The sequence below is a fragment of the Ancylobacter sp. IITR112 genome (assembly GCF_041415945.1).
Lineage (GTDB): Bacteria > Pseudomonadota > Alphaproteobacteria > Rhizobiales > Xanthobacteraceae > Ancylobacter.
On sequence record NZ_JBGCUS010000001.1, the window covers coordinates 697,541 to 716,156 of the forward strand.

The 18,616-nt window shown below is 67.6% G+C and carries 19 protein-coding genes; 14 read left to right on the forward strand and 5 right to left on the reverse strand.

The window, feature by feature from the left end; genetic code table 11:
* From AAC979_RS03125 to AAC979_RS03135, 3 genes are read right to left on the reverse strand one after another with little or no spacing between them, the layout of a single operon-like run.
* Positions 1 to 1,368, reverse strand: a complete 1,368-nt coding sequence (locus AAC979_RS03125) for an MmgE/PrpD family protein (RefSeq protein WP_371345366.1) — start codon at positions 1,366 to 1,368, stop codon at positions 1 to 3.
* 11 nt (positions 1,369 to 1,379) lie between these two features.
* Positions 1,380 to 2,174, reverse strand: a complete 795-nt coding sequence (locus tag AAC979_RS03130; protein ID WP_371345367.1) for an SDR family oxidoreductase — start codon at positions 2,172 to 2,174, stop codon at positions 1,380 to 1,382.
* Positions 2,158 to 3,276 (reverse strand): AbrB family transcriptional regulator, encoded by a 1,119-nt coding sequence (locus AAC979_RS03135; RefSeq protein WP_371345368.1) that lies wholly within the window; start codon positions 3,274 to 3,276, stop codon positions 2,158 to 2,160. The genes AAC979_RS03130 and AAC979_RS03135 overlap by 17 nt, the downstream gene beginning before the upstream one ends.
* A gap of 482 nt (positions 3,277 to 3,758) precedes the next feature.
* Between AAC979_RS03135 and AAC979_RS03140 the strand changes: the two genes are divergently transcribed.
* The 3 genes from AAC979_RS03140 (at position 3,759) to AAC979_RS03150 (ending at position 6,912) form a co-directional block, all read left to right on the forward strand.
* Complete coding sequence (locus AAC979_RS03140) at positions 3,759 to 4,754, forward strand: Bug family tripartite tricarboxylate transporter substrate binding protein (RefSeq protein ID WP_371345369.1); 996 nt, start codon at positions 3,759 to 3,761, stop codon at positions 4,752 to 4,754.
* A gap of 73 nt (positions 4,755 to 4,827) precedes the next feature.
* Complete coding sequence (locus AAC979_RS03145) at positions 4,828 to 5,328, forward strand: tripartite tricarboxylate transporter TctB family protein (RefSeq protein WP_371345370.1); 501 nt, start codon at positions 4,828 to 4,830, stop codon at positions 5,326 to 5,328.
* Between the two features lie 9 nt (positions 5,329 to 5,337).
* The gene (locus tag AAC979_RS03150) at positions 5,338 to 6,912 is read left to right on the forward strand and encodes a tripartite tricarboxylate transporter permease (RefSeq protein ID WP_371345371.1); all 1,575 of its coding nucleotides are present in this window, start codon (positions 5,338 to 5,340) and stop codon (positions 6,910 to 6,912) included.
* Positions 6,913 to 7,061: 149 nt separating this feature from the next.
* Here AAC979_RS03150 and AAC979_RS03155 read toward each other — a convergent pair whose 3' ends face one another.
* Both AAC979_RS03155 and AAC979_RS03160 read right to left on the reverse strand, forming a co-directional pair.
* Positions 7,062 to 8,651 carry a rhodanese-like domain-containing protein gene (locus AAC979_RS03155; protein WP_371345372.1) on the reverse strand — a complete coding sequence of 530 codons (1,590 nt, stop codon included), beginning with the start codon at positions 8,649 to 8,651 and terminating at the stop codon, positions 7,062 to 7,064.
* Positions 8,648 to 9,577, reverse strand: coding sequence for an alpha/beta fold hydrolase (locus AAC979_RS03160; RefSeq protein WP_371345373.1), 930 nt, complete (start codon positions 9,575 to 9,577; stop codon positions 8,648 to 8,650). The genes AAC979_RS03155 and AAC979_RS03160 overlap by 4 nt, the downstream gene beginning before the upstream one ends.
* Positions 9,578 to 9,880: 303 nt before the next feature.
* Here AAC979_RS03160 and AAC979_RS03165 point away from each other — a divergent pair, with 303 nt between their 5' ends.
* The 11 genes from AAC979_RS03165 (at position 9,881) to AAC979_RS03215 (ending at position 18,571) form a co-directional block, all read left to right on the forward strand.
* Positions 9,881 to 10,084 (forward strand): DUF2892 domain-containing protein, encoded by a 204-nt coding sequence (locus AAC979_RS03165; RefSeq protein WP_371345374.1) that lies wholly within the window; start codon positions 9,881 to 9,883, stop codon positions 10,082 to 10,084.
* A 40-nt stretch (positions 10,085 to 10,124) separates the two neighbouring features.
* On the forward strand, positions 10,125 to 10,466 hold the full coding sequence (locus AAC979_RS03170; protein ID WP_371345375.1) for an ArsR/SmtB family transcription factor: 342 nt from the start codon (positions 10,125 to 10,127) through the stop codon (positions 10,464 to 10,466).
* Positions 10,463 to 10,891 carry a YeeE/YedE family protein gene (locus AAC979_RS03175; RefSeq protein ID WP_371345376.1) on the forward strand — a complete coding sequence of 143 codons (429 nt, stop codon included), beginning with the start codon at positions 10,463 to 10,465 and terminating at the stop codon, positions 10,889 to 10,891. Before AAC979_RS03170 ends, AAC979_RS03175 begins: the two co-directional genes overlap by 4 nt.
* Before the next feature lie 4 nt (positions 10,892 to 10,895).
* Positions 10,896 to 11,315 carry a DUF6691 family protein gene (locus AAC979_RS03180; RefSeq protein WP_371345377.1) on the forward strand — a complete coding sequence of 140 codons (420 nt, stop codon included), beginning with the start codon at positions 10,896 to 10,898 and terminating at the stop codon, positions 11,313 to 11,315.
* A 52-nt stretch (positions 11,316 to 11,367) separates the two neighbouring features.
* Positions 11,368 to 12,312, forward strand: coding sequence for a dicarboxylate transporter/tellurite-resistance protein TehA (gene tehA / locus AAC979_RS03185; protein ID WP_371348985.1), 945 nt, complete (start codon positions 11,368 to 11,370; stop codon positions 12,310 to 12,312).
* 65 nt (positions 12,313 to 12,377) lie between these two features.
* The gene (locus AAC979_RS03190) at positions 12,378 to 13,076 is read left to right on the forward strand and encodes an HAD-IA family hydrolase (RefSeq protein WP_371345378.1); all 699 of its coding nucleotides are present in this window, start codon (positions 12,378 to 12,380) and stop codon (positions 13,074 to 13,076) included.
* The gene (locus AAC979_RS03195) at positions 13,073 to 14,026 is read left to right on the forward strand and encodes a sugar-binding transcriptional regulator (protein ID WP_371345379.1); all 954 of its coding nucleotides are present in this window, start codon (positions 13,073 to 13,075) and stop codon (positions 14,024 to 14,026) included. The genes AAC979_RS03190 and AAC979_RS03195 overlap by 4 nt, the downstream gene beginning before the upstream one ends.
* Positions 14,027 to 14,283: 257 nt before the next feature.
* Positions 14,284 to 15,606: a sugar ABC transporter substrate-binding protein gene (locus AAC979_RS03200; protein ID WP_371345380.1), complete on the forward strand. Its 1,323-nt coding sequence runs from the start codon at positions 14,284 to 14,286 to the stop codon at positions 15,604 to 15,606.
* 233 nt (positions 15,607 to 15,839) lie between these two features.
* A complete protein-coding gene (locus tag AAC979_RS03205; protein ID WP_371345381.1) occupies positions 15,840 to 16,712 on the forward strand; it encodes a carbohydrate ABC transporter permease in 873 nt (290 codons plus the stop codon).
* A 1-nt stretch (position 16,713) separates the two neighbouring features.
* Complete coding sequence (locus tag AAC979_RS03210; RefSeq protein ID WP_371345382.1) at positions 16,714 to 17,544, forward strand: carbohydrate ABC transporter permease; 831 nt, start codon at positions 16,714 to 16,716, stop codon at positions 17,542 to 17,544.
* Between the two features lie 10 nt (positions 17,545 to 17,554).
* The gene (locus AAC979_RS03215) at positions 17,555 to 18,571 is read left to right on the forward strand and encodes an ABC transporter ATP-binding protein (protein ID WP_371345383.1); all 1,017 of its coding nucleotides are present in this window, start codon (positions 17,555 to 17,557) and stop codon (positions 18,569 to 18,571) included.
* The last annotated feature ends 45 nt before the right edge of the window (positions 18,572 to 18,616 follow it).

The window sequence follows — 18,616 nt, forward strand, 5'->3', positions numbered from 1 at the left end:
TCACTCCGCCGCGTCGCGCAGGCCGGCCGGCACCGAGGCGCGGGCGATCTCGCCGACATCCGCCAGCTCCGGCAGGCGCCAGCACAGGGCCATCAGCCGCTCGGTCACCTCGTCGCCGACCACAAGGGCCGACTGGTGGGCGAATTTGCGCGCGAGGTGTTCGTTGCTCAGCGGCTTCTCGTGGCTGCCGATGGCGCGGTCGATGGTCTTCTCAATCGTCCGGCCGTCGTTTAACTGCACCTCGATCACCACCGAGGCTTCGTGGATGGAGGTGTCGGAAGTGGCGTCCACCTTGTCGCGCAGGGCGATGATCTCGGGAGCGTTGGCGGCCTCGTCGGTGAAGGCGGTGGGCGAGCCGTCGCCGCGCAGCAGGGCGCAGGCGGCGGCGTGGAAGACGCTGAACTTGGTCTCCAGCCCGGTCTTGGGCGTGCGCTTGCCGGTGAGTTCCAGCACCAGCGGATGGGTGCGCAGGCGCACAGCGGCAATGCGGTTCACCGCGTCGCCCAGTTCCTCGCGCAGCTGCTGGCAGCCGTCGATGGTGGGGTGAATGACGATGCCGCAGGCGAAGGGCTTGTAGGAGTTGAGCCCGGCTTCCCAGCTTTCGCCCAGCCCGCCGAGGATCTCGTTGTAATCCTGCTTGGTGGAGAGCACATGGGCGAAGCCGCGCGGCGCCTCGATCGCCTGCAGCGAGCTGTCGAAGCCGGCCTTGGCGAGGAAGGCGGCGAGCGCGCCGTTGCGGGCGGCGACGCCGGGATGCAGGCTCTTGCACATGGTGCCGAACATTTCGCGCAGCCCCGAGGCCTGCGTCGCGGCGATGCCGAGCGCCCAGGTCATCTTGGTGGCGTCAAGCTTCAGCATGTGGCCAACGGCGGCGGCGGCGCCGAACACGCCGGTCGTGCCGGTGATGTGCCAGCCGCGATCGTAATGTTCGGGGTAGACGCTGTTGCCGATGCGGCATTCGACCTCGACGCCGACGACCAGCGCGGCGAGGAAGTCGGCACCGGTCATCGGCTGATATTCCGCCGCCGCCAGCAAGGCGGAAGCGACCGGGCCGGCGGGGTGGATGATGGTCTTCAGATGGGTGTCGTCATAGTCCAGCACATGCGAGGAGATGCCGTTGATCAGCGCCGCGTTCGGCACATCGAGCCGCTCGCCGCGCCCGAGGACGGTCGCCTGCGGCTTGCCGGCGAAGGGCGAGATTCCGGCCAGCGCGCGGTCCACCGTCTCATGCCGGGCGCCGCCGACGGCGCAGCCCGCCCAGTTGAAGAAGGTGCGCACGCCCTCGGCCTGTACGGAAGCGGGAATGTCGGCGAGCCTGCAGCCGACGATCCAGGCGGCGAGCTGGCGGGTAACGTCTGTCGTGGACATTCTGTTCTCCTTTAAACGAGGCCGCGCGCGATGCCGCCGTCGACATTGATGGATTGGCCGGTGATGTAGCTGGCGAGCGGGCTGGCGAGCCACGCGACCATGACCGCGATCTCTTCCGGCTCGGCGAAGCGCTTCAGCGGGATTTCGTGTGAGAATTCGGCGTAGATCTCGTCCACCGGCACGCCGCGCTCGGCGGCCATCTTGGTGGCGCGGTTGATCCAGAGCGCGGTCTTGGTGCGGCCGGGCCCGACCGCGTTGATGCGGATGCCCTTCTCGCCCAGCTCCAGCGCCAGCGTCTTGACCAGGCCGAGCAGCCCGGCCTTGTGGACATTGGTCATGATCTGGTGGGCATAGGGCATCTTCGCGGCTGCCGCGCCGAGCGTGACCACGGCCGGGGCGTCGCCCACCACCAGCAGGGGCAGGGCGGCGCGCACGCTGCGGACGGTGGAGAGCACGTTGAATTCGTAGCTCGCCAGCCAGTCTTCATCGCTCAGCGTGTCGAAATCCGCCCTCACGCTGCCGCCGACCGCGCTGACGAGGATGTCAAGCGCCCCCCAGCGGCGGCGGGCCTCGCCCATCAGCGTCTCGGCGGCGCCGGCGTCTTTGACCACGTCGGCGACGAACACATCCGGCGCGCGGCCGGTGGCCGCTTCGAGGCGGGCGCAGGCGGCGTCGAGATTATCGCGGCTGCGCGAGGCGATGAGCACCTGCGCGCCTTCGCGCAGCAGGATGGCGGCGGTGGCCTCGCCAATACCGTAGCTGCCGCCGACGATGACGGCGCGGCGGCTGTCAAACCCCAGATTCATAATGGCTCCTCAGCACGAAGCGGTAAATTCGGAACACGATCAGGATGGTCGACGAGATCACCGCGATGCGGACGATGTGAAAGGCGGTCACCAGCTCGGCATCGGCGTGCATCGCCTTGGCGGTGAGCACCATTTCGGTGATCGCCGCCGGGGCGAGGGCAAGAAAGCTGGTGGTCAGCGGCAGGCCGGTGGCGAGCGACAGCGCTTCCGCCCCGAGCGCGGCGGCGAGGATGAGCAGCACGCCGATCAGCAGGCCAGCGGCGGCGACGCGCGGCAGCCGCACGAACAAATCGCGCCGGAACCGCATGCTCAGCCACACCCCGATCATGACCTGAGCGGCGATGATGAGGACGCCCGGCACCGCGACATTGAGCAGGCCCGAGGCGCCGAGCGCGGCGCTCGGCAGCAGCGAGCCGAGCAGCCACGGATTGGGGATCACGGTCGGGCGCAGCGCCTGCGCGCCGAGATAGGCGATGACAAGGCCGAGGGCGAGCAGGAGAAGGTCGTGTGAGGCGGTGGGGTCGACCGTGTTGACGTTTCCGGCCTCGCCGAAGGCGAACACCATGAACGGCACGATGCTCACCACCGTCGTCACCCGCAGCGCGTGGACGATGGAGACGGCATTGGTGTCGCCGCCGCGCGCCGCCGCCACCACCGCCATATCGGCCATGCCGCCGGCAGCGGTGGCGAAGAAGGCGGTGGTCGCGTCGATGCGCGCCAGCGGGCGCATGATCAGCGCGCCGATAAAGGTGGCGAGGATGATGTAGAGCGTCGCCGCCAGCATCGCCGGCAGCAATTCCAGCGACACCAGCAGCAGATGCGGGGTGAAGCGCATGCCGATGGCGAGACCGACAATAACCTGGCCGATTTCGCGCAAATGCCAGCCGGCCTGCAGCGGCACGCCGGAGACGTTCAGCACGCCGCAGACGAAAAGCGGGCCGAGCATCCAGGGCAGCGGAATATGGATGAGCGAGGCGGCATAGCCAGCAGCGGCGGCGAGGCTGTAGGTGCCGACAAGACGCAGCCCGGTCCGGTGCCAGGCGCGGCCGGCGTTGGCGGTGTCAGGCTCGCCCGGCCCGGGCAGTTCAGGGGGCGCCGCCATCAGCCGACTGCAGATCCGGCGGCGGGCCCAGCACCAGCCGCGCCACGCCGCGCGGGACAGGAGGCCGGTATGCGGCGGTGGCGCGGGTGATCGGGCATGGGGCCTCCCCGACTGGCGGTGGTGGGTGACGCCCCTCGCGCAGCGGAGCGTTCCGCCGGCCGGGCATGGGCGGATAGAGACATTGCTAATGAAAACTGTCAACAGATTAGCCGGGTGGCGAGCCATGCCGCTGCGGCAGCGGGCAAGCCGGATCACCCGCGTGATCGGCTCGTTTGAAGCCATGATAAGCCTTGGAATACCTGGGGAGAGCCGTGTTGCCGCCGCCGCCGCACGGGAGCGCTCCCCCGCCGCTGAGCAAACTTTGCGGCAAATCTGTTGACAGTTGACGGAGGGCGGGACAGTCTTCCCCCGCCCAATCCACATGTGTCGGCCGCTCATGGGCCGCCGGCCGAAGCAGCCAGATGGAACGGCGGGAGGAAAACATGACCCATTTCACACGCAGAGACGTTTTCAGGATGTCGGCGGGCGGCATTGCCGTCGCCTCCGGCATGGTCGCCATGCCGTCCATCCTGCGCGCCGCGACCTATCCGAGCCGTCCGATCAACGTGATCGTGCCCTTCGCCACCGGCGGCTACAATGACCGGCTGTCGCGCGCCTTCATGCCCTATCTGGAGCAGGAGCTCGGCCAGCCGCTCGTCATCGTCAACAAGCCCGGCGCCGGCACGCAGCTCGGCAATTCCTATGCGCTGAATCAGCCGGCGGACGGCTATTCGATCCTGTGCACCTCGGCGGCGCCCTATATTCCGCTCACCGTGCTGCTGCAGAACGCGCCCTACAAGGTCGACGACTTCACCATGATCAACCTGCCGTCGCGCGATTACACGCTGGCGGCGACCTCGTCCGGCGGACCGGTCAAGAGCTTCGCCGAGGTAATCGAGAAGCTGAAGAAGGACCCGTCCAGCCTCAGCATCGGCGTACAGCCGGCCTCGGCTGACTATGCCAATATGGTGCTGGCCTTCCAGGCGGCGGGCATCGACCCGTCCAAGCTGCGCATCGTCACCTATGATGGCGGCGGGCCGGCCCGCAACGCCACCGCCGGCGCCCAGGTCGATGTCGGCTTCGTCGGCGGCGAGGGCTTCCTGCCGCTCAAGTCGAAAATCCGCCCGCTCGCCATCTTCGCCGCCGAGACGGTGGACTGGTACCCGGATGCGCCGCTGATCGGCGCGAGCGGCCTCAAGACCGACTTCGTCGAGGGGTCGCAGCGCGGCTGGGCAGTGACCACCAAGCTGAAGAACGAACATCCCGATATCTTCAAGACCCTCGTAATGGCGACAGAGAAGGCGAGCAAGAACCCGAAGGCGATCGAGACACTGAAGCTGCAGGAACTGGCTACCACCTGGTACGGGCCGGAAGCCTCCAACAAGGCTTATCTCGACAACGCCGCCAAGATGGCGAAATACGTCGACCTGCTGAAATAGGCCGCATCAAGGGAAGGCGCGGCGCCACACCGCGCCCGCCTTCCTCTCCTCCCTCTGACGTATGGAGAAGAAGATGCGCATCGGTCGGCACAGCTATGCCATCGACTATGGCCATCTCGCGCTCATCACCTTCATCGCGGCCGTCGTGTTCTGGTATCTGCTCGATGCCCGCAGCGTGTCGCTGAGCGTGAACAACCTTCTGCTGGTGCAGCCGGTCGCGCTGTTCGCGCTCGCCATGTACCTGTTCATTCTGCCGCAGTGCTTCCACAAGGTGGAGGAGCGCGGGGCGGAAGTCGCCGATTCCGACAAGGACCCGCTTGACGAGAGCCTCCCGATGGAGCGCTCGGACGTGGTCCGCATCGCCGCGCTCAGCATCTCGCTGGGCCTGATGGTGTTCCTTCTGGAGCCGCTCGGCTTCGATCTCTCCATGTTCCTCTTCGCCGTCGCCGCGATGGTGATCTGCGGCGAGAGACGGCCGGTGCGGGTGGTTCTGTATTCGGCCGCCGTGACGCTGGTGGCGATCTACGGCTTCCGCGCCATGATTCCCTATCCCATGCCCACCCTGCTTCTGTGAGGCGCGACGATGATCGACATTTCCGCCTTCCAGGAGGCACTAGGCATCATGTTCTCTTCGGTCGGGTCGTGGGGATGGATCGTCCCCGGCCTGATCATCGGCCTCGTCTTCGCGGCGATACCCGGCATTTCGATCACCATGGCGATGGCGATCGTGCTGCCGATGTCGCTCTACATGGATTTCTTCTCCGCCATCGTCTTCCTAACCTCGGTCTATACCGGGGCGGGATTCGGCGGCTCGGTGCCAGCGATCCTGATGAACATACCCGGCACGCCCTCGTCCTTCGCCACGACCTTCGATGGCTATGCCATGTCGCAGAAGGGCGAGCACAACGAGGCGCTTGGCTATGCGCTGTTCGCCTCCACCTTGTGCGGCATTTTCGGCTATGTGCTGCTGCTGCTCGTGCTGGAACCGCTCGCCGATATCGTGCTGCGCATCGGCCCGCTGGAAATGTTCGCGGTGGCGATCTGGGGCATGCTGCTGCTGGGTTCGCTCGGCTCCACCTATATAAGCCGGGGTCTGCTCGCCGCCGCGCTGGGCATCCTGCTCGGCACGGTGGGCATGAACACGGCCGGCTTCACCCGGGGTACGCTCGGCATTCCGCAACTGCTTGACGGCATCGCCCCCATCCCGGCGATGATCGGCCTGCTGGCGGCCAGCCAGTTGCTCGGTCTCGCCGGGCGCGACTACATCATCGAAGCCGATGGCGCGCGCGATGTCAGCCTGCGCAAGATCCTGAAGGGCTGCTGGGGCACGCTGAAATATCCCGGCGTGCTGCTGCGCGGCTCGGTCATCGGCATCGTCATCGGCGCCGTGCCGGGCGTCGGCTCCTCCATCGGCAATCTGATCTCCTATGCCGAAACCAAGCGGACCGCCAAGGACAGCGCCAGTTTCGGCAAGGGCAATCCGAAGGGCGTGATCGCGGCGGAATCGGCGGTGGCGAGCGGCGAGGGCGGCTCCATGGCCACAATGCTGGCCCTCGGCATTCCCGGCGGCGGCGCGACCGCGATCCTGATCGCCGCCTTCATGATGCACAATATCGTGCCCGGCCCGAGCTTCATCGAGACGCAGAAGCCGATGGCCTACGCCATCATCCTCAACAATATGGTTCAGGCGGTGGTGCTGCTGGTGGTCGGCATCGGCTTCATCTACGCCGCCACCAACGTCATGAAGGTGCGCACCCGCTATGTGCTGCCGGCGATCCTCGTCATCGCCACGCTCGGCACCTATGCGGTGACGGGCGAGGTGTCGGGTCCGATCACGCTGTTCGTCTTCGCCATGCTCGGCTTTGCGCTCAACCGCTACCAGTACCCGGTGCCGGCGGTGGTGGTCGGCATCCTGCTCGGACGCATGCTGGAGACGGAGTTCCTGCGCTCCTACCAGCTCTCGGCCGGCCATCCGCTCTATATTCTGGAGCGGCCGGGAGCGATGGCGATCTTCGTCATCATGTTCGCCTCGCTCGCCATGACGGCCTGGGGTAAACGCAAGCAGAACCGGGCGGAAGCGGCCGAAGCGCGGGCGATGGAGAAGCTGCGCGACGAGGCGGCGGCCAATGCCGCCCACACGACGCCGAGCAAGGGCTGAGACGCTCGCGTCCGGCGACGGCTTGCGGAAGGGCGGGTGCGAACCCGCCCTTTATCGTCGGTGGGCGCCGGTGCGTCTCCGGACCGACGAAAACCCCTCCCGCTGGCAGCGGAAGGGGTGAGGGAGGCCCGGCGTCGGTCGGGGAAAGCTCAGGCAGGTGCGGGCACCGGCACCCAGCCGAAGGCGTCGCGCTCGGCCTCATCGAGCTGGTGAACAAGGCCCATCTCCCAGGCGAGATACTGCCGGGAGGCTTCCGCATTGCCGTCATGGCGGTCATGCACGAACCACACCCGGTCGCGCGCCTCCTCCCGGCTCATGCGCCGGCGCACGCACTCGACCGGCCAGCCGGCCTGCGCGCAGGCCGCGGCATCGGCCGGCAGCCAGCGGGCGGAAAGGCCGGCGGCGCGGAGATCGGCGGCGGAGCCGGCCACCGCTTGCGCCTCCCCGAGCAGGATCGCCCGGCGCGCGCCTTTCGGGAGGGCGGCGGGAAGATCGCCGCGCAGCAGCCAGCGGGCGCCATCGAGCCGCCACGCCTCCCACTCGGTGGAGGGGCGCAGATCGAGCACCGGCACGCCATCCTGCGCCAGGCGCCACGCCGCCCGTGCGTCAATCGCGGGAGGCGGGGCGGGGGTCTTCAGCGCGGTCGCTGGAACGGTGGGGACGTCGGTTTCCTCGGCATCATCAAGCGCCAGCACATACGTCTCGAAGCCGAGCGCGCGCAGGAACAGCGCCGCGAGCGCGGCGCGCAGCCCGGTATCGTCCATCAGGATGAGGCGCGCATGGCGCACGCCGACATACTGGTCGGTCGCCTGAATCAGCTGGCCAGCGAGGGCCGGAATAGCGCCCGGCACCGGCCGCGCCGCCCGCTCCTCGGCGCTGCGCAGGTCGAACAGGAAAGGGGTACGGCCGGGCTCGGCCACAAGCCGTTCCGCCTCCGCCACGGTGACGCGCGGCACTTGCGCGGTATCTGCCAGGCGCCGAGCGCGGGTGCGGCTCATCTGCGCCTGCGCGCCGTCAAGCGGCGGCAGCGGATCGGCCGTCGCGCCGCGATCGAGCGGCAGGCCGGCGAGCGCCCAGCCCTGGGTGCCGTTCTCCAGCGCATAGACCGGGTTGCGCACGCCGATGGCGCGCAGGGTCAGTGCGCCGATGATGCCCCGTGTGCGCCCGGCGCAGGTGATGACGATCGGCGTCGCCGCGTCCCCCACGGCGGTGTCGAGGCGGTGGGCGAGTTCGCCATTGGGCAGGCAACGGGCGCCATCTATTCGCATCTTGGCGTATTCCGCCGGCGGGCGAGCATCGAACAAGGCATGCGCGCGTCCCTCGCGCCGCCATTGCGCCAGCGTGGCGGCGTCGATCATCTCAGGGCGATGATCGTGCTCCAGCAATTCGCCCAGCGTCTTGCTCGGCACATTGACCCCGGCGAAGACACCGAACCCCGCCGCCGCCCAGGCGGGAAGACCGCCATCGACAAGGGCGATGTCGCTGTAGCCGCAGGCGGCGAGCCGCCGCGCGGCTTTCTCGGCGATGCCGTCGCCATCGTCGATCAGCAGGATCGGGCAGTCAGCACGCGGCACCAGCGCGAGCGAGGTGGCTTCCAGCCGGCTGAACGGGCAGGGCACAGCGAAGAGCGGGTGCCCCTCGCCAAACGCTGCCGCCTCGCGCACATCGAGAAAGGCGATTTCCCCGCCTTCGTGCAGGCGGGCCTTCGCCGCCGCCGCCGTCACCACCTCCACGCTCATGTCACCTTCTCACCGCGGAAGAAGCGGTAGAAGGCGGCATAGACCAGATCGGGCCGGTGCTCTGCCGGGTAATGGCCGGTCGGGACGGGAAGGCCGACGAGATCGTCCGCCCATTCCGACCACGCTTCCACCGGCTTGAAATGGCGGCCGCAATGGCTGTTGGTGCCCCAGATCACCAATGTCGGGCAGGCGATCTTGCGCGTGCCATAGTCCGCCGTGTCCATGTCGAGGTCGACGGTGATGGTGGCGCGGTAATCCTCGCAGACGGCGTGTATCTGCTCTCTGGTGGCGCAACGAATATATTCCGCCATCGCCTCGGGGGTGAAGATCTCCAGCCCGACGCCCTTCTTGTTGAGCTTGTAGCGCATGTAATAGTCGAGATCGGCGCCGAGGAGATTTTCCGGGAAGGGCGCCTTCTGCGCCATGAAGAACCAGTGATAGCTCTCGCGCGCCCAGCCGAGCGTGATGTTGTTCAGCACGTGATGCGTCGGCACGATGTCGAGCGCGGCATAACGGGTGATGCGCTCGGGCCGGTCAAGGCACATGCGGAAGCCGACACGGGCACCGCGATCATGGCCGGCGACGGCGAAGCGCTGATGGCCGAGCGCGTCCATCACCTCGAACGCATCCTCGCCGATGGTGCGGAAGGAATAGCCGGAATGGTCCTCGCCGCCATCGGGCTTGGAGCTGTCGCCATAGCCGCGCATGTCGATGGCAACGACAGTGAAATCCCGCGCCAGCGAAGGCGCCACCTTGTGCCAGCTCACAAGCGTGAGGGGGTTGCCATGGATGAGCAGCAGAGGCGGGCCTTCGCCGGCGGTGGCGACATTGATCTCCGCACCCCGCGTCCTGATGCGCTGGAAGGTGAAGCCCTCCATCAGCCGTGAGGTGGGCAGGAGTTCGGGAACGGCTTCGGCGACTTCCATGGGGTCTTCCTCACAAGGGACGTTGCATCCACATTTTGCCAACTGTCGACAATTTACCATCCAAAGGCAAGGGAGTTGCGCTCAAATCCCGCTCTGAAGCGCAAACTGACGGCGAACTGGCGAAGGTCGACCATGGCTTGCCGCCGCCAGCGGCTGGATCTCCGATGTCGGCACGGGAGACGGGTCACCGATCCGCTAGGAGGCTAAGCATTTTTACTTGCGATATAACGATTGCAAGTTTATGCAATCGTTATAGATAGAGCTTGGCAGGAACGGACCTGCCTGCGCTTGGGAACACCCGCCATGACCCGCAATATCGGACCCGTCGACAAGGCTCTTCGCGTCGTTCTCGGCCTCGTGCTGCTGTCGCTGCTTTTCGTGCTGGAAGGCGATCTGCGCTGGCTCGGCCTCATCGGCCTCGTGCCGCTGCTAACGGCGTTGATCGGCAATTGCCCGCTCTATTCCGTGCTTGGCATCTCCACCTGCCCGTCGCCCGGGCGCAAGTGAAACAGGCGGGAGGCGGGCGTCGCCTTTCGGGAACGGCTACATGCTCGACACGCTTTCTGACGAGGCCGCCGCGATGAAGGCCCGGGTGGGGGAGGCCTCGGCCTTTCTCAAGACCCTGTCCAATCCCGACCGGCTTCTGGTCGCCTGCGCGCTGGTCGCCGGCGAGCGTTCGGTGCGCGAACTCGAAGATCTGCTCGGCATCCGCCAGCCCGGCCTGTCGCAGCAGATCGCCGGCTTGCGCGCTGCCGGGCTGATCACGGGGCGGAAGGAGGGCAAGCAGGTGTTCTACCGGCTTGCCGACCCGCGTGTGGAGACCTTCATCACCACGATGCATGCCCTGTTCTGTGCGCCCGCCGCTGACAGCCTGGACACCGAAACATGACCACCTTCACACCGCTTGCCTCCTTTCTCGGCGGCATCCTCATCGGGCTGAGTGCCGTGCTGATGTTGCTGGCGGAAGGCCGCATCGCCGGCATCAGCGGCATCGCCAGCCGGCTGTTTCCGCCCTATGCCGACCGAGGCTTCGCCGGCCGGCTCGCCTTCATCGCCGGGCTGGTCGCCGCCCCGCTGCTCTACGCCGCGCTGACCGGCGCGGCGGTGCTGCAGACGGTGTCGTCCAATCTTGTGCTGATGGCGGTGGCCGGCCTGCTGGTCGGCTTCGGCTCGGTCTGGGGATCAGGCTGCACTTCGGGCCATGGCGTGTGCGGGCTGGCGCGCCTGTCGCGCCGCTCGCTGGTCGCCATCGGCATCTTCATGCTGGCGGGCTTTGCCACCGTCTTCATCATGCGTCACCTGATCGGAGGCTGAGGCGATGTCGATCCTGGTCAATCTCGGCCTCGGCCTGCTGTTCGGCCTCGGCCTCATCGTCTCCGGCATGAGCAATCCGGCCAAGGTGCTGAATTTCCTCGACCTGTTCGGAACCTTCGATCCCTCGCTCGCCTTCGTCATGGGCGGGGCGGTGATGGTCGCCTTTCTCGGCTTCCGGCTCGTGCTGATGCGCGAGGCCCCGCTGATGGCGCCGCGCTTCCAATTGCCGACGCGCACCGATATCGACGCGCGGCTGCTCGTCGGCCCGGCGCTGTTCGGCATCGGCTGGGGGCTGGGCGGCTTCTGTCCCGGCCCGGCCTTCACCGCGCTCGGCCTTGCGGCGCCGGGGACTCTCGTCTTCATTCCCGCCATGCTGGCAGGAATGTGGGCGGCCCGCCTGATCGCCGAAAGGCGGAACGGTTAGGGCGCCACTGCCGTCGCAGCCGGAGGAGATCGCGTTGACGCATAATCGCGTGGTGCCGCTCGTTCCCGTGTCCTTCTTCGGCATGGTGCTGGGTCTTTGCGGGCTGGGTGGAAGCTGGCGCGCGGCGCATCAGCTCTGGGGCGCGCCCGCCCTCATCGGCGAGGCGATCATGGCGGCCGGTGCCCTGGTCTGGGCGGTGTTGCTGCTGCTCTATGTGCTGAAATGGGTGCTGGCGCGCGCGGCGGCGCTGGCCGAGCTCGGGCACCCCGTGCAGTCCGGTTTTGTCGGGCTGGCCGGGGTGGCGACGCTGCTGGTGAGCGTCGCGGCGGCGCCCTATGCGCGTGGCCTCGCCGTGGCGCTGCTGCTGGCGGGCGCCGCCTTCACCGTCGGCTTCGGCATCTGGCGCACCGGTGCCCTATGGCGCGGCGAGCGCGACCCCGCCACAGCGACGCCCGTCATGTACCTGCCGCTGGTGGCGGGGAGCTTCGTCACCGGCACCGCCTGCGGCGTGCTCGGCTTCAGCGATTGGGGCCAGCTTGCCTTCGGCGCCGGCCTGTTTTCCTGGCTCGCCATGGAATCGGTGCTGTTGAATCGCTTCCAGCACGGGGCGGCGCTGGCGCCGGCCCAGCGGCCGACGCTGGGCATCCAGCTTGCCCCGCCGGTGGTGGGGGCGGTGACCTATCTCAGCGTCAACGCCGGTGGGCCCGACATTTTCGCCCGGGCGCTGCTCGGCTATGGGCTGCTGCAATTGCTGCTGATCGCCCGGCTGCTGCCATGGATCCTGCGCCAGCCGCCCTCGCCGGCCTATTGGGCCTTCACCTTCGGCCTGACGGCGCTGGCCACGGCGAGCCTGCAACTGGTGGTGCGCGGGGAAACCGGCGCGCTGGCGATGCTGGCGCCGTTCCTGCTGGCGCTGGCGACGGGGGTGGTCGCGCTCACCTCCGCGCACAGCCTCTGGCAATTGCTGCGCGGTCGGCTGCTGCCCAAGGCACCGTGACACGCCGTGACACGCCGCGCGCGGCGCCGCTGGACGGCGGCCGAGGCGAGGGCTAGACCGCTGGCATGCGGCCCGCGCTTCTCATTTTCGACTGCGACGGCGTGCTGATCGACAGCGAGCTGCTCGCTGCCCGCGCGCTGATCGACGCGCTTGCCGGTCACGGCGTCGCCGTCGACCTGGGTTTTGTCGCGCGCCATTTCATCGGCCGGGCGCAGGGCGCGATCCGCACCGAGGTGACGGCACGTTTCGGCGTTGAACTGCCTGGGGACTTCGAGGAGGCCTATCGCCACCGGCTGCTCGCCTCCTTCGAGGCTGGCCTCAAGCCTGTCGCGGGCGCGGTCGAGGCGCTGGCCGCGCTCGATGTGCCGTTCTGCCTCGCCACTTCGTCGAGCCCGCCGCGCCTTGCCGCCTCGCTCCGTCTCGTCGGGCTCGAGCGCGTATTTGCCGGTCGGGCCTTCACCGCCGCCGAGGTCGCGCGCGGCAAGCCGGCGCCGGACCTGTTCCTGCATGCCGCCGCGCGGATGGGCGCGGCGCCGGCATCGTGCGTGGTGGTGGAAGACAGTGCGCCGGGGGTGATGGCGGGGCTTGCCGCCGGCATGGAGGTTTGGCATTTCACCGGCGGCGGGCATTTCGCCGCGATGGACCTGCCCTTGCCCGCCGGAACCCTGCCTCACCGGCACTTCGACAGCTTCGCCTCGCTGCGGGCGGCGAGGGCCGACCTTTTTCACGCGCCGGCCGGCGCCGCGGACCCGACACCAGCATGACCAGCGAGCCCGAAGCCTCGATTGACGACCAGGCCGCCCGCGCCGCCTGGCTCTATTATGTCGGCGGGCTGACGCAGGACCAGATCGCCGCCGAGATGGGGCTGTCGCGCCAGCGGGCACAGCGCCTCGTCAGCCGGGCGGTGGCGGCGGGGCTGATCCATGTGCGGCTCAACCATCATCTGGCGAGCTGTGTCGAGCTGGAAGCGGCGCTGCGCGCGCGGTTCGGGCTGGTGCGCTGCCGGGTGATGCCGGCCCTCGGGCCTTCCCGCGATCCGGTGCGTTCCATCGCGCCGGCGGCGGCGGAGGAAATGGAGCGGGTGCTGGCGGAAGGCACCTCGCGTGTCATCGCGCTCGGCACCGGGCGGGCGCTGCGCGGCATGGTCGACGCGCTGGGGCCGGCGGAAGCGCCGCAGCACCGGCTGGTCTCACTGCTCGGCAATATCGCGCTGGACGGCTCGGCCTCCTATTTCGAGGTCATCATGCGCCTCGCCGAGAAGGTGCGGGCGCCGCATTACCCGATGCCGGTGCCCGTTCTCGTCGACACGGTGGAGGAAAACCGAACGCTGCAGTCGCTCGGCGTCGTGCGCAAGGTGCGCGGGCTGGCGCAGGCGGCGGACGTGACCTTTGTCGGCGTCGGCCAGATGAGCGAGGACGCGCCGCTGCTGACCGACGGCTTCCTTACCCCCGAGGAACTGCACGAGATCCAGAACGCCGGCGCGGCGGGCGAGGTGGCGGGGTGGATCTATGACCGCCAGGGCCGCTATCTCGACCTGGCGCTCAATGCCCGCCTCACCGGGGTGCGGGTGGAGATCGCCACGCCCGAGCGGCCGGTGATCGGCATCGCCGCGGGGGCGGCGAAGATTACGGCGCTGCGGGCGGCGCTGACCTCCGGCATCATCAACGGCCTCGTCACCGACGAGCCCACCGCGGCCGGGATTCTCGCGGGATAAGAGCGCGACCGGCACCGCGCTCCACACGCGCATGTGACACATGTGACGCAACGGCGGCGTGCGGTGGCGCGGCCGGGGGTGCACACTAAGTGCCCAGTATGCCTAATATAATACCAGGATTTGGCGCGCTTTCGACCAAAGGCGGGCCCGATGCTCGCGCTTGCAGCATCGAAATCGCTTGACGCTCGCCGGGGTGCGCGTGAGTATTTGCCCATACGGCGATTATTTGCTCACAGAACGCCGAACGGGAGGAGAGTATGACCATCGCATTCCGCCCCCTCGCGGGTGCCTCGCTGCTGCTTGCCCTGATGGGTTCGGCCTCGGCGCAGACGACCATCACCGTCGCTACCGTGAACAATGGCGACATGATCCGCATGCAGCGCCTGATGCCTGAGTTCAACGCCCAGCACCCCGACATCAAGGTCAACTGGGTGACGCTGGAAGAAAACGTGCTGCGCCAGCGCGTAACCACCGACATCGCCTCCAAGGGCGGCCAGTATGACGTGCTGACCATCGGCAATTACGAAGTGCCGATCTGGGCCAAGCAGGGCTGGCTGATGCCGCTGGAAAATCTCGGCGCCGATTATGACCAGGCCGACCTGCTGCCGCCGGTGGCGCAGGGGCTGACCGTCGACGGCAAGCTGCACGCCGTGCCGTTCTACGCCGAAAGCTCCATGCTGATGTACCGCACCGACCTGCTGGAGAAGGCGGGGCTGAAGATGCCCGAGAATCCCGATTGGGAGTTCATCACCGAAGCGGCCGAGAAGATGACCGACAAGGGTGCCGGCATCTACGGCATCTGTCTGCGCGGCAAGGCCGGCTGGGGCGAGAACATGGCGTTCCTCACCTCGATGAACAATTCCATGGGCGGCGCCTGGTTCGACATGGAGTGGAAGCCGCTCTTCAACGGCCCCGCCTGGAAGAAGACGCTCGATACCTATCTCAACCTGATGAAGAAATACGGCCCGCCCGGTGCTTCCTCCAACGGATTCAATGAGAATCTGGCGCTGTTCCAGACCGGCAAATGCGGCATGTGGATCGACGCCACGGTGGCGGCGTCCTTCATCTCCGATCCGAAGGAATCGCAGGTGGCCGACAAGGTCGGCTTCGCCCCGGCGCCGGTGCGCAAGGGCGGCAGCAATCACGGCAACTGGCTGTGGTCGTGGAACCTCGCCATTCCGGCGACCACTGCCAAGGCCGAAGCCGCCAAGACCTTCGTCGCCTGGGCGACCTCGCCGGCCTATACCAAGCTGGTGGCGGAGAAGGACGGCATCGCCAATGTGCCGCCGGGCACCCGCACCTCGCTCTACAAGAACCCGGAATATCTGAAGGTCGCGCCCTTCGCGCAGATGACGCTGACCGCCATCGAGTCGGCCAACACCCAGAAGCCGTCCGACCAGCCGGTGCCCTATACCGGCGGGCAGTTCGTCGCCATCCCTGAATTCCAGGCGATCGGCACGGCGGTGGGCCAGCAATTCTCCGCCGCCCTCGCCGGCACCGCGACCGCCGACCAGGCGCTCGCCGCCGCGCAGGCGCTCACAACCCGTGAGATGACCCGCGCCGGCTATCCCAAGAAGTAGCGCTCTCGCGGCCGTCGCTCCGGCGAAGGTCGGCCCGCTTCGCCCGGCGCCCGCCCGCGCCGGGCTGTTTCCCGGCACGGCGTGGGTGTCTCCCGCTTCCGCGCCGTGCCGGGACTTCCCACCCGTGGCGGGTTCGCGCGGTGGCACGGCGCCGGACGCGCCCTTATCTCGCTTTTCCGTTCCCCCGAGCCCCGGCGCCCGCGCCGCAGGCCGCTCGGTCAAGGGAGACCCACATGGCGACACAAGCCTCGCGCATGGCCGGCCGGCTGATGCTCTCCCCGGCGGTGCTGCTGCTGTTCCTCTGGATGATCGTGCCGCTGGGCATGACCATCTACTTCTCCTTCCTGCGCTTCAACTTGCTGATGCCGGGAATGGAGGAGTTCACCGGCTTCGAGAACTACAGCTATTTCTTCACCGACCCCGCCTTCTGGCCGGCGCTGGTCAACACGCTGGTCCTGGTGCTGGGCGTGCTGGCGATCACGGTGATCGGCGGCGTGGCGCTGGCTGTGCTGCTCGACCAGCCGATGTGGGGGCAGGGGATGGTGCGCATCCTCGTCATCGCACCCTTCTTCGTCATGCCGAGCGTGTCGGCGCTGGTGTGGAAGAACATGCTGATGAACCCGGTGAACGGGCTGTTCGCGGCGCTGGCGCGCGGGCTCGGCCTGCCGCCCATCGACTTCTTCGCCACGGCGCCGCTCGCCTCCATCACCGCCATCGTCGCCTGGCAATGGCTGCCCTTCGCGACGCTGATCCTGTTCACCGCGCTGCAGAGCCTCGACCGCGAGCAGATGGAAGCGGCGGAGATGGATGGCGCCGGTCCGGTCTGGCGCTTCATTCACCTCACTTTGCCGCATCTGATGCGGGCGATGACGGTTGTGGTGCTGATCCAGACCATCTTCCTGCTGTCGGTCTTCGCCGAAATCCTCGTCACCACCAATGGCGGACCGGGTACGGCCTCCACCACGCTGACCTTCCTCGTCTACATGCAGTCCATGCTGCAGTTCGATGTCGGCCTCGGCTCGGCCGGCGGCATCGTCGCGGTTCTTCTCGCCAATATCGTCGCGATCTTCCTGATGCGGATGATCGGCAAGAATCTGGAGGCATGAGATGGCACGCGAGGTCTCGAAAGGCCGCAAGGCCGCCGTCACCCTCCTCGCCTGGGGCGTGGCGCTGCTGATCTTCTTCCCCATCCTGTGGACCTTCCTCACCTCGTTCAAGACCGAGGGCGAGGCTATCAACGCGCACCCGTCCTTCCTGTTCTTCGACTGGACGCTGGAAAACTACGAGACGGTCAACCAGCGCTCCGACTATCTCGCGCATTTCTGGAACTCGGTGGTGATCTCGCTCGGCTCAACCTTGCTCGGCCTCATCATCGCCGTGCCGGCGGCGTGGTCCATGGCCTTCGTGCCGGGCAAGCGCACCAAGGACCTCCTGATGTGGATGCTGTCCACCAAGATGCTGCCGGCGGTGGGCGTGCTGGTGCCGCTCTATCTGCTCGCCCGCGATACCGGGCTACTGGACACCAAGACCGGCCTGGTCATCGTGCTCACAATGGTGAACCTGCCGATCATCGTGTGGATGCTCTACACCTACTTCAAGGAAATCCCCGGCGAGATCCTGGAAGCCGCGCGGATGGACGGGGCCAGCCTGTCCTCGGAAATCCTCTATGTACTGACACCCATGGCGGTGCCGGGCATCGCCTCGACGCTGCTGCTCAACGTCATCCTCGCCTGGAACGAGAGCTTCTGGACGTTGAACCTGACGGCGGCCAACGCCGCGCCGCTCACCGCTTTCATCGCCAGCTATTCGAGCCCGGAAGGGCTGTTTTACGCCAAGCTGTCCGCGGCCAGCACCATGGCCATCGCGCCCATCATGATCCTGGGCTGGTTCAGCCAGAAGCAGCTCGTGCGCGGGCTGACCTTCGGCGCCGTGAAATAGGGAGAGTCCCATGGGCGAGATCGTTCTTTCCGAGGTCCGCAAATCTTTCGGCGGCGTGTCGATCATCCAGGGGATCGACCTCGTCATTCCCGATGGCGAGTTCGTGGTGTTCGTCGGCCCCTCCGGCTGCGGCAAGTCCACCCTGCTGCGCCTGATCGCCGGGCTGGAGGATACTTCCTCCGGCACCATCTCCATCGACGGCAAGGACGCGACAAAGCTGCCGCCGGCGCGGCGTGGCCTCGCCATGGTGTTCCAGAGCTACGCGCTCTACCCGCATATGAGCGTGGCCAAGAACATCGCCTTCCCGCTGCGCATGGCCGGGGCCTCGGCCGAGGAGCAGGCGCGCAAGGTCGAGGCGGCGGCGAAGGTGCTGAACCTCACGCCTTATCTCGACCGCAAGCCGAGCCAGCTTTCCGGCGGCCAGCGCCAGCGCGTCGCCATCGGCCGCGCCATTGTCCGCGAGCCGGCGGCGTTCCTGTTCGACGAGCCGCTGTCCAATCTCGACGCGGCGCTGCGCGTTTCCATGCGGCAGGAAATCTCCGAACTGCACCAGACGCTGAAGACGACGATGATCTACGTCACCCACGACCAGGTGGAGGCCATGACCATGGCCGACCGCATCGTGGTGCTGAATGCCGGCCGCATCGAGCAGGTCGGCAGCCCGCTGGAGCTTTACCGCTCCCCCGCCAACCTGTTCGTCGCCGGCTTCATCGGCAGCCCGAAGATGAACCTGATCGAGGGCGCGGAGGCACAGAAGCATGGCGCACACACGCTCGGCATCCGCCCGGAACATATCGACCTCGCCGAAGAAGGGCCGTGGAAGGGCATGGTGGGGCTGTGCGAGCATCTCGGCTCCGACACCTTCCTCAAGGTTGAGGTCGAGGGCGTCGGTCAGATCAATGTCCGCGTCGGCGGCGATGTGCCACTGCGCCATGGCGCGCAAGTGAGCCTCGCCCCGCAGGCGGACAAGCTCCACCGCTTCGATGCCGCCGGCAAGGCGCTCGCGGCCCCTGCGCCGGCCGGCTGAGCGTCCGCCGCCTTCGCCCCCTCGATCACGGCCGGTCGCCGGCCG